12 protein-coding genes are annotated in these 12,794 nt (G+C 52.9%); 1 reads left to right on the forward strand and 11 read right to left on the reverse strand.

The features are described 5' to 3' along the window. From ACFOLF_RS05610 to ACFOLF_RS05645, 8 genes are all read right to left on the reverse strand, one after another. Window positions 1-2,091 carry a spore germination protein gene (locus tag ACFOLF_RS05610; RefSeq protein WP_379114567.1) on the reverse strand — a complete coding sequence of 697 codons (2,091 nt, stop codon included), beginning with the start codon at window positions 2,089-2,091 and terminating at the stop codon, window positions 1-3. A 67-nt stretch (window positions 2,092-2,158) separates the two neighbouring features. Beyond that, complete coding sequence (locus ACFOLF_RS05615; RefSeq protein WP_210041672.1) at window positions 2,159-2,593, reverse strand: stage V sporulation protein AB; 435 nt, start codon at window positions 2,591-2,593, stop codon at window positions 2,159-2,161. Beyond that, entirely contained in the window at window positions 2,586-3,239 is a 654-nt protein-coding gene (locus ACFOLF_RS05620; RefSeq protein ID WP_210041674.1) for a stage V sporulation protein AA, read from the reverse strand. Before ACFOLF_RS05620 ends, ACFOLF_RS05615 begins: the two co-directional genes overlap by 8 nt. 382 nt (window positions 3,240-3,621) lie before the next feature. Further along, window positions 3,622-4,377: an RNA polymerase sporulation sigma factor SigF gene (gene sigF, locus ACFOLF_RS05625; RefSeq protein ID WP_210041676.1), complete on the reverse strand. Its 756-nt coding sequence runs from the start codon at window positions 4,375-4,377 to the stop codon at window positions 3,622-3,624. A gap of 20 nt (window positions 4,378-4,397) precedes the next feature. Then, window positions 4,398-4,844, reverse strand: coding sequence for an anti-sigma F factor (spoIIAB, locus tag ACFOLF_RS05630; protein WP_210041684.1), 447 nt, complete (start codon window positions 4,842-4,844; stop codon window positions 4,398-4,400). Next, window positions 4,841-5,194 (reverse strand): anti-sigma F factor antagonist, encoded by a 354-nt coding sequence (gene spoIIAA, locus ACFOLF_RS05635; protein WP_210041686.1) that lies wholly within the window; start codon window positions 5,192-5,194, stop codon window positions 4,841-4,843. Before spoIIAA ends, spoIIAB begins: the two co-directional genes overlap by 4 nt. Before the next feature lie 388 nt (window positions 5,195-5,582). Further along, the gene (locus ACFOLF_RS05640) at window positions 5,583-6,773 is read right to left on the reverse strand and encodes a D-alanyl-D-alanine carboxypeptidase family protein (protein ID WP_210041688.1); all 1,191 of its coding nucleotides are present in this window, start codon (window positions 6,771-6,773) and stop codon (window positions 5,583-5,585) included. 288 nt (window positions 6,774-7,061) lie between these two features. Continuing rightward, entirely contained in the window at window positions 7,062-9,314 is a 2,253-nt protein-coding gene (locus ACFOLF_RS05645) for an FAD-dependent oxidoreductase (protein WP_210041690.1), read from the reverse strand. Between the two features lie 125 nt (window positions 9,315-9,439). Between ACFOLF_RS05645 and ACFOLF_RS05650 the strand changes: the two genes are divergently transcribed. Then, window positions 9,440-10,225: an AraC family transcriptional regulator gene (locus tag ACFOLF_RS05650; protein ID WP_210041699.1), complete on the forward strand. Its 786-nt coding sequence runs from the start codon at window positions 9,440-9,442 to the stop codon at window positions 10,223-10,225. A 37-nt stretch (window positions 10,226-10,262) separates the two neighbouring features. Here the strand turns inward: ACFOLF_RS05650 and ACFOLF_RS05655 are convergent, their stop codons facing one another. The 3 genes from ACFOLF_RS05655 to ACFOLF_RS05665 all read right to left on the reverse strand — a co-directional run bounded on the left by ACFOLF_RS05655 (window position 10,263) and on the right by ACFOLF_RS05665 (window position 12,766). Continuing rightward, entirely contained in the window at window positions 10,263-11,600 is a 1,338-nt protein-coding gene (locus ACFOLF_RS05655) for a pyrimidine-nucleoside phosphorylase (RefSeq protein ID WP_210041717.1), read from the reverse strand. Window positions 11,601-11,652: 52 nt separating this feature from the next. After that, the gene (locus tag ACFOLF_RS05660; protein ID WP_210041732.1) at window positions 11,653-11,832 is read right to left on the reverse strand and encodes a Spo0E family sporulation regulatory protein-aspartic acid phosphatase; all 180 of its coding nucleotides are present in this window, start codon (window positions 11,830-11,832) and stop codon (window positions 11,653-11,655) included. A 109-nt stretch (window positions 11,833-11,941) separates the two neighbouring features. Then, window positions 11,942-12,766, reverse strand: coding sequence for a purine-nucleoside phosphorylase (locus ACFOLF_RS05665; protein ID WP_210041734.1), 825 nt, complete (start codon window positions 12,764-12,766; stop codon window positions 11,942-11,944). Between the last annotated feature and the right edge of the window lie 28 nt (window positions 12,767-12,794).

The following is a 12,794-nucleotide window of genomic DNA, read 5'->3' on the forward strand; positions in this document are numbered from 1 at the left end:
TCACTTCTTATTGCTCTCGGGCATCCGTTTGCGCTGCTGCGGCTTAAGCATATTCGGACGGGTGCGGTTGTGCAGGACAGGTATGCGGATGATGACACTCCATAGTCCCTGCATATCAAACGGAATGAACGGCCACATATAGGGACGGTTGAATGATCGGCTCACGACCAGATAGATAAGCAGAAAGGTTGTCCCGATCATGAAGCCCGGCACCTTGAACGCAGCCACCGCAACAATGAGAATCAGACGGACGATCCGGTTCGCAAGACCAAGCTCATAGCTTGGTGTCGCAAACATTCCGATTGCAGAAACAGCCATGTACAGAATGACCTCATTGACGAACAGCCCGGTCTGCACCGCGATGTCGCCGATCAGTATAGCGGCTATCAATGACATGGCTGTCGCAAGCGGCGTGGGTGTATGTACAGAGGCCAGCCGCAGCAAATCAACGCCCAGCTCGGCCAATAGAAATTGAGCGACAAGCGGCAGCCTGCCTGCCTTCTGCACGCCAACAAATTCAAGGAAAGGCGGCTTCAGCTCCGGCTGGAGCGTGAACAAAAACCAGATCGGCAGCAAGAAAAGCGATGCCAGTATGCCTATATAACGCACCCAGCGCAAGTACGTGCCAATGAATGGCGTCTGGCGGTTTTCCTCGGCATGCTGAATCAGATCAAAGAAGGTTGTCGGCAGCATCATGACGCTGGGTGTCGTATCCACGAAGACGGCAACATGGCCCTCCATCAGATGCACGGCCACCACATCGGGCCGCTCCGAATACCTTACAAGTGGAAAAGGGTTCCATCCCCGCTTCACGGTTGCTTCCTCAAGCTGCTTGTCAGCCAGCGGCAGACCGTCCAGCTTGACCTGCGATATTTTATCCCGAATCGATTCCACCAGTTCCATGTCGGCGATATCGTCGATATAAGCCAAACAGATATCCGTCTGGGTGCGGTCTCCGAGCCTCATGATTTCATAGCGCAGATGCTTGTCCCGCAGCCGTCTGCGCACGAGCGTTACATTCACAAGCATCGTTTCCACAAACCCGTCGCGGCTGCCGCGCACGACGCGTTCGAGAGACGGCTCTTCCGGCTGCCGTGAGGGGAAGCTCTTGGCATCGATCATTAGCAGCGTGCTTTCCCCATCTATATAGAGCGCTGTTGCGCCGGACATCACGGCTGTCATCATATTATCCCAGTCACTTTCACGGGCGACCTGGACAGCCGGGACGTATAATTCAAGGAAGGAGTGGATCACGCCTGTGGATAAGTCTTCAGGCTGCAGATACGTCAAGCGCTTCAGCACCTCTGTAAGCACCGTATCCTTGGCAAAACCATTAAGGAAAAACAAGGCGGTCCGCTTCTCGCCGAATGTCATTTCCCTGACGACCACATCGAAGCTTTTTTTATACCCGATCTCATCCTCCAGTTTCTTGATAAATAATTCAAGCACCACCGGTATCGGATGCGGATCGCGTTTTTGCTCTTCCTGCCTTTGTTCTTTCCACCTCCCGATAACAGGATCAATTTCGAATTCCTGCTCGTCCCTAATTGCCGATCCGGCCTGACTCTTATCAGTATTCCGGCTGTCAGATGCCGGCCCGGAGTCCCTACTTGCGAATTCCCGCTTAAGCTTAAGCCCCTGCTCCTCTCCTTCAGTAGATTCTGCCCCTACAGCCGGGTTCTGCTCCTCTCCGTCAGTAGAGATTGCCGGCATTCCCTCGTCTTTTGCCGCTTCCATCCCGAGATCCTGCTTTCCTTCGCCGGTTGATTCTGACTGGAACTGCTTCTCTATATATCCGGTTTCTTCCTCTCCTTCCCCCTCCTCGCTTCCTGCAGAATCTGCCTGAGATATCCCCTCCGGCGCTTCTTCCCTTTCACCGGAGTCTTCCCTGCCATCCGCATGTTCTGCCGATTGCAAATCCTCCAGTGCATCTGCGAGGATCTCAAGTTCCTCCAGCAAGGGCTCAATATCCACTTCCCCGCCTATTGGCCGAGGCTTAATGCCATAATTTCCTTCCTTCCACTGCCCTTCGACAGGCTTCGGGATAATCATGGGAGAAGGCTTAAATTCTTTATGCTCATCCAATCTCATACTCCCTGCCTCCATTTAGAAAATATATAGTCTGTCCTGGCGGACCAGTAAGAAGATTTGCAAAAAGTCATTCCGGCCATTGAAAATAGAGCCAGTCGAATAATGAGCCTACGATCTTGCCAAGCACCATCGCCGTCACCAGCCATACTGTAAAGCTGCTTAAATTCAGCCTTTTCGCCAGAATGGGCAGAACATTCATGACCTCGGTGAGAGCTGCGGCCAGCATGCCTACGAAGATACCGTCGAACAGCCCCATGAACGCCAAAGTAAGATGGCGCGGCAGCGACAGACGCCAGTCCATAAAATCCGCCAGGGACCAGTACACCGCCCCCAGAATAACGGAGCTTTCAAACCAGATTGATTTGCGGTAGGCAAAAGCAAGCTGGGCCAGTCTCGGAATGATATCAAGCACAATAATCAGAGCTACAAACCCGCTTCCGACAGCAAGGCCCCCGGCAAGGCCCAATATTGCGGCAAATCCGTTAGCGGCCCAGCTAATCATTGTGGATCTTCGCTTTCATAGGGATGTTTTCGTTCTTTTTATACATTTCCTCGGCGATGACGCAGTCATTCACATTTTCCTCGTATATATAAAGCTCGACTTCCAGCGGATTAGGTTCCTCGTTAAACCTTTTACGGAACAGACGGTTAAAAAAAACGATCATTCCCGCCCCTATACCAATGGAATAAGGAATTTGAAACCACAGGGGGTGATCATTCTTGCGGCCGGTCACAAGCTCCGTAATCCGGATATGAACCTCCTTCATGCTTACATCCGTGTGGAAATTCATGATGGCGAGCCCGGATCCGAAAAACAACAACAGCCAGGCTGCCGCCAGCACAAGCATCTTCGGTTTGGGAGGATTATCCAAAACGACGACCAGCACCTGCGGATCTCCGAAGGGTTCGATATCCACTTCAGCTTCGGCCTCGCGAATGGCTTGAATGATCTGGAGCAGGTCGATAACTACACGGTTCCCGTCCTTGCTCTTATGCTGATGAAGCAGGAGAGTCTGGAGCCTGGACTCCATCGCAGAGTCGGCGCTGAAGATACGGGCCGCCTGCCCAAGCGTGACGCTTCCGCCAGGCTTGATCAGGATTCGCTTGCGCAGACGCAAATAAAGAGTCGAATTAGCTGCTGATCCCATGTCCGCTCCCTCCAATCACCCGTGCCCAACTGGGGTTATTCCCTTTAGTATGATTAAAGGCTGCCTTGGATAGTCACCCCTGCGCGAACAATTTCTGCCATTATTCCGTACGCAGCCTGCTTCGTCTGTCTTTGCACGGCCAATACTGGGGTTCTCCCGATGCAGACGGGTAGTGGTAATACTTGTAACCCGCTTTCTGCCTTTACTGAAATTTGAATGTTCAAGAAGAAACGACTTTGTCGTCCTTTGGCGGAAAAGTTAATTTCTTCCAATCCCTTATTGAAATTTATAGGCGTGAAGCTTATACAATCTATAAGGTCAAGCAAAAAAACCGGTTACCCCCTATAAGGGCAACCGGTTTTTTGCTGCAGCACCTATTCCTCTACAATGCAATCTGATCGCGGATCAGCTGTAAAATCTTTTTCTCCAGTCTGGATACCTGCACCTGCGAGATCCCAAGCCTTGCCGCAACCTCTGACTGCGTCTGATCGCGGTAATATCTTAGAAAAACAATAATTCTCTCCCGCTCCGACAACCCGCTGATCGCCTCGGAGAGAGCCAGCTTATCAAACCAGCGGTCCTGGGAATCATCGGCGATCTGATCCATTAAGGTAATGGGGTCGCCATCATTCTCGAATACCGTTTCGTGGATCGAGGTAGGCGGCTTATTCGCTTCCTGGGCGAACACGACATCCTCCGGCGTAATGCCAAGTGATTCAGCAACCTCTTTGATGGTCGGCAGCCTTCCAAGCACCTTGGACAGCTCGTCCTTCGTCTTGCGCACCTTGTTTGCTGTCTCCTTCAGCGAACGGCTGACCTTGAGCGTCCCATCGTCCCGCAGGAAGCGCTGGATTTCACCGATGATCATCGGCACGGCATAGGTGGAAAATTTGACATCGTAGGACAAATCGAACTTGTCCACCGATTTCAACAGACCGATGCAGCCGATTTGAAATAAATCTTCCGGCTCGTAGCCGCGACCCATGAACCGTTGAACAACCGACCAGACGAGCCGGATGTTGCTGTGCACAAGCGTATCGCGAGCAAGCGTATCCCCGGTTTGACTAAGCGCAATCAACCGCTTGACTTCAGAATCGTCCAAAAATGGCTGCGCCGTTTGTTTCAGATTAACATCCATGCGGTTCAACCCCTATGCGCCTAATTAAAAAGCGCTTTTTTCGATTCGATGCGCTTTGTCATCGCAATAGATGTGCCTTTACCCGGTTCGCTCGAAACGTCAAAGCCATCCATGAAATTCTCCATAATCGTAAAACCCATTCCGGAACGCTCAAGCTCCGGCTTGGAAGTGTAAAGAGGCTGTCTGGCCAAATCCAGATCTTCAATTCCATTGCCGTCGTCCTTAATGACAATTTTTACTGTATCGCCTGTAATGACCGCCTCAATCGTAACCATGCCGCTTGCATCGCTGTCGTAACCATGAATAATGGCATTGGTGACCGCTTCAGAAACGACTGTCTTCAAATCGCTCAATTCTTCCATGGTCGGATCAAGCTGGGATATAAACGCAGCAACCGCAACACGGGCAAACGACTCATTTTCCGAACGGGCGGAAAATGTCAGCTTCATCTCATTCGTTCCATTCATGAGACGACCTCCAGACTTGTGAGCGCTAAACGCTCATTCTCGTGAATCGATAAAATTTTGAACAGACCCGACAGCTCGAACAACCGGTAGACGCCCTGGTTGACATCGCAGACGACCATTTTGCCGCCCTTGGCCTTGAGCTGTTTGTATCGGCCGAGGATGACGCCAAGGCCGGAGCTGTCCATAAACAGAAGATCCTTCAAGCTAAGAATGATATGATCGGTATTGCCCCGCAGAATCGCTTCCTCCATCTTGAAACGAACGACATCGGCCGTGTGGTGGTCAAGCTCGCCACGCAGCCTTACGATGAGCACATTGCGATAATGCTCCAATTCCACCTGCAGACTCATAGCCTTGTTCACTCCCAAAAGTTTTTGCGTTTCTGCACCCGGAAGATCTCTCCCAGAATCAAAAGACATCGAAAGAGCCTGTCCAGATTCTACGAGAAAATGCCTGAACGATACGTCAAGCAATCCGCGAAGCCCGGCATACAGCGGCCTTCAGCATAGTAGCTATGCTGCGTACCGCCTGCTTTCGCAAGTACCCGCATGATGTTGAACAAGGAATTCTCTATCCTCGCTTCCGATTCCTGCCTCACGACAAAACTAGAAGCTAGACGCTATGAGCTGACAAAAAACGCTTGGTTGGCAGAATTCGCCGCATGTTGGATAGGCCGCTTTCGGCTTGCCGAAAGCCTAAGCCTATCCCTCCGAAGCAGCTCGGCTTGCGCCGAAAGCTTTAAGAAAACAGGTTGGCGCCGGTGCGTTTGAAGAGTTTCCACCATCCGGCGCGCTCAACCGTAGCTGGCGAATCCACCTGGAATTCGTTGAGTACCTGATCGCCCTGATAGACGATCAGTTTGCCGATCGGATCATTGATGGTTACAGGCGCTTTGAGCGGCTCCATCCGAAGCTCATAGCGGATGTCCTTCACCGGGCTCCCTTTCTTCAACAGTACGCTGTAAGAATGTTTCGCTTTGAGCTCCAGCTGCGGAATATTGCCCTTCTCCACCTGGATGGTGCCCATCTTATCGCCTTCCTTGAAGATTGAATGGTTCATATATTGAGCGAACGAGTAGTCAAACATTTGGGATACTTCCGCGTTGCGTGTCTTTGTATTCGGTTCTCCCATGACAACGGCAATAACTCGCAAATTATCGCGGCGGGCCGTTGCGGTCAGACAGAATTTGGCTTCCGTCGTAAAGCCCGTCTTCAAACCGTCGGCTCCGCTGTAGAAACGGACAAGCTTGTTCGTGTTGACAAGCCAGAACGGTTTCTCGCTCGATTTGCGCAGGTAGTCCTGATAGAGTCCCGTATATTTTGTAATTTCGCTATGCTTCAGCAGCTCCCTGGACATTACTGCGATATCATGCGCAGACGAGTAATGGTTCGCTACCGGTAGTCCGTTGCAGTTTTCGAAATGCGTATTCTTCATTCCCAGCTCGGCCGCGCGTTTGTTCATCTGGTTGACGAACTCCCCTTCAGTCCCCGCAAGCTTCTCGGCCATAGCCACCGAGGCGTCATTGCCCGATGCAAGCGCAATGCCCTTGATCATTTCGTCAACGCTCATTTCCTCGCCAGGCTCCAGAAAGATCTGCGAGCCTCCCATGGATGCTGCATATTCGCTGGTGGATACCTTATCCGTGAGTTTGATTTTCCCTTCGTCCAGGGCTTCCATAATAAGCAGCATAGTCATCACCTTCGTGATGCTTGCCGGCGGCAGTGGGGCATGACTATTCTTCTCGTAAATAATCGTTCCGCTGTCGGCATCCATCAGAATGGCCGATTTGGCGGACTCCGCCAGGTTCCCCTGAGCGGCAGGCGCCGTTTTTGCAGGTGCTTCCTCGCGCGCAAACGCAGCTGCAGGTACAGTTAACACCATCACAGCCGTTATACATCCAACTAGTAATTTCTTCCATTTTCGATTCATTATTGTGGTCCCTCCTAGGATGATGCCTGCGCGGAGCAGGGCCGCTTTTCGTCTACTATCTCATCCTTAGTGTGGACCGATCGCAGCTAAAATATTCCAAAATAAATAAGAAGAATCAAACAGAAAGAGACATGCGTTTCGCATGTCCCTGTAATGGATACGAATATCCCGGCAGCCCGGACCGCTACAGTCCGGTGAAAAGAAAGCCCGTGCACGCGAAACCCTCTTCCAATCCCAGCACTGCCGGTTCGCCTTGCTTGTTCATCTCCGGCCATATGCCGGGCGCGCCTACTTGCCGTAAACCCGGATTTCCGAAACTTCGACCCGGGGACAGCCATTGGTTTCAGAAGCAGCAAGGCGAAGACTCCCCGCTGTAACGGCTTCGGGCAGGCGGTGGATTCTTTTTCGCCGACGGTTATCGCGAACCTCGGCCACCACCATCCACTCTCCCGAGGCCAATACCTCAAGACGGTAGCTTTTCACAAGCTCCGGTATCACTTCGAACGGAGTAAAATGATGATGCAAATTGATCAAATCCTCATTCACATCGTCATTGAAGGTAAGCTGGATCTCGCTGATTTGCTGCGGTACATCCCAGCGAAGCTCAATCCATTCCTCCTCGCCTCCTGCCAGCGGCCCGGAAGACCACAGCTGCGGCCCCCCATAAGGCCGCCCGAAGCCGCCTGCAATTTTATCCGGTGAATAGGCTTCCGTAGGCTCGGTCAGACGAATGCAAAACAGTTTGCGAACCTTGCCCCGCATGCTCCACTGCACGACGGGCTGATCCGGCTGGACCTCCTCCAGATCGGAAGAAACAATTGGCTTCCGCCCTTTCTCAAATACAAGGATGCCCGTCTGAGGCTGAGCAGAGGTGTGCAGGGAAATCGCTTCATTCGCCTTGATGATAACAAAGGCATTGGCAGGGGACTCCGGACGCCACTTCGCCGGAATATGCACCCACTGCGATTCTCCTTGCGCAACAGCAACTTCATAACTTCCGAGCTGCGTATGCGGTACGTAGTTTTCCCCCCGGCCGGTATGCCATATCTCGACTGTCAGCATCGTATTAGCTGCGGCCGTGATCAAAACATCCATCCCGTTCAGCTCAGGATCCACCGGAACCAGCACACCCATGTCAGCGCTCAAGGGGGTTGAACCATCAGCCGATTCCACGGCGAGCCTCTTCAGGCTGCTCGAGGCTGACAGACTGGCTGTCCGCGCCAGATCCAGAGGATCCCTGTTCGGTACCCCGATAATGGAGGCATCCTGCTTGAGCATGGTCTGCTGGAGAAATTCCAGATGGCTGCCGTGAAGCTCCCTCGGGGCAATCCCCTTCTGGACGCATAAAGCGGCTCCTGTGCCTGCAGCCTCGCCGATTACCGCGCAGGTGGCCATAACCCTTGTTGTCCCGAAAGCCACATGCGAAGCGCTGATATCGCGTCCCGCGAACATCAGATTGTTGACGTTGACAGAATACAAGCTGCGGAACGGAATGTGATAAATGCCGTCAGCGTACAGATGCTTCGATCCGCTTTGCTGGGAATAGACACCCTGCGGCGGGTGCAAATCGATGGACCATCCGCCGAAAGCGACTCTGTCCTCGAACGGCGTTTGGGCCAAAATGTCATTCTGATGCAGCACATAGTCGCCGAGGAAGCGGCGGTACTCCCGTTTCCCGGGAACGCTTCCAACCCATTCAAGCGTCATCGTCCCGGAATCGAACTGCCCTGAATTTTTGATATAATCCCAAATCCCGTAGATAACTGACCACAGCTCATCGCGGATCCGTTCATTCTCAGTTACAATATCATGCTCTCCGCCCCATTCAATCCACCAGTAGGCGCATCCGTTGTCGCCGCTGCGAATAACCCGCTTGATTGGAATGTTGGTGGCAGTGATATCCTTGGCGAAGCTGGGCGCGATATATTTCACCGGCTGTCCGGTATCCTTCGTGTAGAACAGCAAGGTGCTTCCCAGGGTAATATCATCGGCAGCTTCCGGTGCCCAAGCCTCATTGTATTCCGATCTGGCTTCCCTGCCGATGCGGTGCTTGGCTCCGGCCAGAAAGCCAATGAGACCATCTCCTGTGCAGTCAAGAAACATCGGGCTTTCGAACCGGATGCGGCGCTCGGAGCCCATCATCCAGCCTGTGACAGATTTGATGCTGCGGGTTTCCCCGTCTCCATCGGCTTCCGCTTCGTGCACATCCGTGTTCATGAACAGGCTGATATTGGCCTCGGCACGAACCGCCTCCAACAATACGAGATCCCAGATATATGGATTTCCCTCTTTGTTGCGGTACTGGTTCTCGACGAACAGCTCACCCATTATGCCCGTCTCCCGGGCATACCGGTTGGTTCCATGGGCGGTTGCGCCGCATACCCACACTCTGACCTCACTGCTGGAGTTGCCCCCGAGAACAGAGCGGTTGTGGACCAGCGATACCTTCTGTCCCAGTCTGGCAGCTGCAATGGCAGCACATATACCCGCCAAGCCGCCTCCTATTACCGTTATATCCGCGTTGATCGTTTCGTTTCTCATTTTGCACCGCCTTATGAGTAAGTGATTCAACTTTATTTCATTGTATATGAACCACTTATCACTATGAATGCACCATGTTACAATATGGGATATACTTTATTTCATAATTTAAAGAGGTGAGTTCCATGATTCGCTCCTGTGGAATCAAGCTGTTCGCCCATCTTTACTGGAACAGCAAACAAGCCTTTGCACTGAGCAAAGACCGCTATCCCTATTGGACTCTGTTTGCCATGGAGAAGGGTGAGTTTGAATACAGCATCGGGGAACAAAGAGGAATTGCCGCAGAAAATGATCTGATCCTTTGCCCGCCGCAGGTCTGGTTTCACCGCCGCGCCCTGAAACCGGTAACTTTTCATTACGTTCAATTTGAATGGCTTGCCGGCGAAGAAAATGTGGATTATCCGCTCGAGGAGGTTCGTGTCAGAATCGCGGATAAGCTGCGGCTGTCGACCAGCTTTGCCCACTTGCGGCAGCTCTCTGAATTCATGGACGAGAGGTCACAGTGCTGGAAGGCATACATGGTGGAAGATATGCTGAACATGGCGGTAATGGAGCGTGAAAGGACGGCAAGGCTGCCGAAGCCCACAGGAGACACTCTTATGCTTGCGGTGAGGAAGGCCCTTCAGGAGCAGGCGCTCGAAGCGCTGCAGCTGGGTGAACTGGCCTCAGCCTTCGGTATGTCGCCGGTTCAGCTGACGCGGCGTTTCCGCGCTTCCTTCGGAGTGACGCCATCTCAATTTATAACCGATATCAGGCTCACCCATGCCGTTCTTCTGCTCAAAGAAACAGCGCTGACGATGGATGAAATCGCACAGCGCTGCGGGTATGACAACGGCTATTATTTTAGCCGCGTATTCGAGAAGCACCAGCAGGTGCGTCCATCTGTGTACCGCAAGCTGAATCAGGTCTGACAGACCTGTTCACCTTGGCTCTCATATTGGAAATCGCTTAAGCCTCGGACCGTTTGATGCCGTCCGAAGTGACGACCGACAGCAGCAAGGGCTTGCGGGTAGGCTGATCTTGTCCGCCAATTGTGTATGCAGCAAGCACGCGCTGCGCCACTTCGCTGACAGACGGGCTGCGATCCCGCGCATGAAGCTGTGCAATTGTGTCGCCGGTCTTCACGCTGTCGCCAACCTTACGCTTCAGCATCAAACCAACCGCATGGTCGATTTCATCTTCTTTGGCTGCACGGCCGGCGCCAAGCAGCATTGCAGCAAGTCCAAGCTGCTCGGCATCAATCTGCTGCACGAAGCCATCCTGCTGCGCTGTCACATTGATAATCTCGGGCGCCTTCGACAGCAGGCCTGGATTATCCGCCACAGCAGGATCACCGCCCTGTGCAGCGACAAAAGCCCGGAACTTCTCAAGCGCCGCCCCGGATTCCAGCTTCGCGCGCAGGAGTTTTTCCGCCGCTTCCAGATTATCCGCCTGCCCGCCCAGAACAACCATATGGGCGCTCAACGCGAGGCATAGTTCAAGCAGATCCCGGGGACCCTGTCCCTGCAGGACCGCAATGGCCTCCTCCACTTCAAGCGCGTTGCCGATGGCATAGCCGAGCGGCTGATCCATATCGCTGATCAGGGCTGCCGTCTGGCGGCCAACCTGCGAGCCGATCTCCACCATCGCAGCCGCCAGCGCTTCCGACTCTTCCAGCGATTTCATGAAGGCTCCGCTGCCTGTTTTCACATCCAGAACAATGGCATCCGCCCCGGCGGCAATCTTCTTGCTCATAACCGAGCTTGCAATAAGCGGAATCGATTCAACAGTAGCCGTCACATCCCGCAGGGCGTACAGCTTCTTGTCTGCCGGCGTAATATTGCCGCTTTGGCCGATAACGGCTATACCGATATCGTTCACCTGGGCGAAGAACTGCTCTCTGGAGAGCTCCGTGCGAAAACCGGCCATCGATTCCAGCTTGTCGATCGTTCCGCCCGTATGGCCCAAACCTCTGCCGGACATCTTTGCGACGGGTATCCCGCATGCGGCTACCAGAGGGGCGACAATCAGTGTTGTCTTATCGCCGACGCCTCCAGTGCTGTGCTTGTCCACCTTGATGCCGCGAATGGAAGAGAGATCGACCTGATCGCCCGATCTTGCCATAGCAAGCGTCAGCTCAGCGGTCTCCTCTGCAGTCATGCCGCGAAAAAAAACGGCCATTGCCCAAGCCGACATCTGGTAGTCCGGGATGTCGCCCTGGCAATAACCTTCAATGAGAAATGACAGCTCCCCGGCAGTCAGGGAGCCGCCCCCTCTTTTTTTACGAATGAGATCAACGGTCCGCATCTCTTCATCCTCCTTAATGAGGGGTGCCTGTGTGGTTCGGGATCAAGAGAAATTAAACCGGCTTGGATTCTTCAAGCGGCTTGCTTTTTTCCGCTTGTGCTTTCAAAATAAGCAAATCAAGCGTCTGGCTGAGCAGCAGCACGTCGCCATGCAGAAAGGTCTGCTGCCGCATAGCTGTCGCCACCAGTTGTCCCCGTAAACGTTCCAATCGGTGATTCGTATGGTTGTCCATGAAAATCCTCACTTTTTCGCTTTATCATGGACATTATACGACGGTTGCTGAACAAAGAATGTCACAATCAGTCGAGGTCATTATTACAATTTTGTTACAAAAAACGCAACTAAAGGAGCGGAATTAACCCCTCTACAAGACCTAGGAACCGTGTTTTTACTTTTTCGGTTGTTTCCATCACCTCTTGATGGGACAAAGGTTGATTCAAAATACCCGATGCCATATTGCTTATGCAGGATATTCCCAGCACTTCGATGCCGGAATGACGGGCTGCGACAACTTCAGCCACCGTCGACATTCCGACAGCATCCGCCCCCATAATCCGCATCATGCGAATTTCGGCAGGTGTTTCATAGGATGGGCCCAGTACGCCGATATATACGCCCTCGCGCAGAGAGAAGCCCTGCTGCTGGGCCGTCTGGACGGCAAGCGCGCGCAGCCGGCGGCTGTACGCCTCAGACATATCGGGGAAGCGCACGCCAAGCTCATCCTCATTCGGACCAATGAGCGGATTGCGGCCCGTCAAATTAATATGATCGCTGATCAGCATCAAATCGCCCGGCTCATAGCCTGTATTGATGCCTCCCGCCGCATTGGTGACCACCAGAATGCTTACTCCGATGGACTTCATCACCCGCACCGGGAAGGAAGTAAGCTCCGGTCCATAGCCCTCGTACATGTGGAACCGGCCGCGCATAAGTACAACAGCCCGTCCGGATATCGTTCCGATCAGGAGCTCTCCGGCATGGCCTTCAACCGTGGATATTGGAAAGTGGGGAATGTCCTCATAGGGGATCGTAACCGCATTTTCCAGGTTATCGCCAAGGATGCCTAAACCCGATCCAAGAATAAGTCCCACTTGCGGTTTAAGCTGTGTCCTGCTTGTAATATAGTCTGCCGCTTCGGCAATATGAACCGCATTTAATATTGTCATTCCTTTTCACCCCTGCCACATAATATGT

Source organism: Paenibacillus sepulcri, from assembly GCF_042647105.1.
Classification (GTDB): domain Bacteria; phylum Bacillota; class Bacilli; order Paenibacillales; family Paenibacillaceae; genus Paenibacillus_Z; species Paenibacillus_Z sepulcri.

Bases quoted from the DNA above. Each gene is read 5' to 3' on its own strand.
- ACFOLF_RS05620 (WP_210041674.1), bottom strand. From the start codon at position 3,239: ATGGGATCAGCAGCTAATTCGACTCTTTATTTGCGTCTGCGCAAGCGA.
- ACFOLF_RS05615 (WP_210041672.1), bottom strand. From the start codon at position 2,593: ATGATTAGCTGGGCCGCTAACGGATTTGCCGCAATATTGGGCCTTGCC.
- ACFOLF_RS05640 (WP_210041688.1), bottom strand. From the start codon at position 6,773: ATGAATCGAAAATGGAAGAAATTACTAGTTGGATGTATAACGGCTGTG.
- ACFOLF_RS05660 (WP_210041732.1), bottom strand. From the start codon at position 11,832: ATGGACAACCATACGAATCACCGATTGGAACGTTTACGGGGACAACTG.
- ACFOLF_RS05610 (WP_379114567.1), bottom strand. From the start codon at position 2,091: ATGAGATTGGATGAGCATAAAGAATTTAAGCCTTCTCCCATGATTATC.
- spoIIAA (WP_210041686.1), bottom strand. From the start codon at position 5,194: ATGAGTCTGCAGGTGGAATTGGAGCATTATCGCAATGTGCTCATCGTA.
- ACFOLF_RS05645 (WP_210041690.1), bottom strand. From the start codon at position 9,314: ATGAGAAACGAAACGATCAACGCGGATATAACGGTAATAGGAGGCGGC.
- ACFOLF_RS05665 (WP_210041734.1), bottom strand. From the start codon at position 12,766: ATGACAATATTAAATGCGGTTCATATTGCCGAAGCGGCAGACTATATT.
- sigF (WP_210041676.1), bottom strand. From the start codon at position 4,377: ATGGATGTTAATCTGAAACAAACGGCGCAGCCATTTTTGGACGATTCT.
- ACFOLF_RS05650 (WP_210041699.1), top strand. From the start codon at position 9,440: ATGATTCGCTCCTGTGGAATCAAGCTGTTCGCCCATCTTTACTGGAAC.
- ACFOLF_RS05655 (WP_210041717.1), bottom strand. From the start codon at position 11,600: ATGCGGACCGTTGATCTCATTCGTAAAAAAAGAGGGGGCGGCTCCCTG.
- spoIIAB (WP_210041684.1), bottom strand. From the start codon at position 4,844: ATGAATGGAACGAATGAGATGAAGCTGACATTTTCCGCCCGTTCGGAA.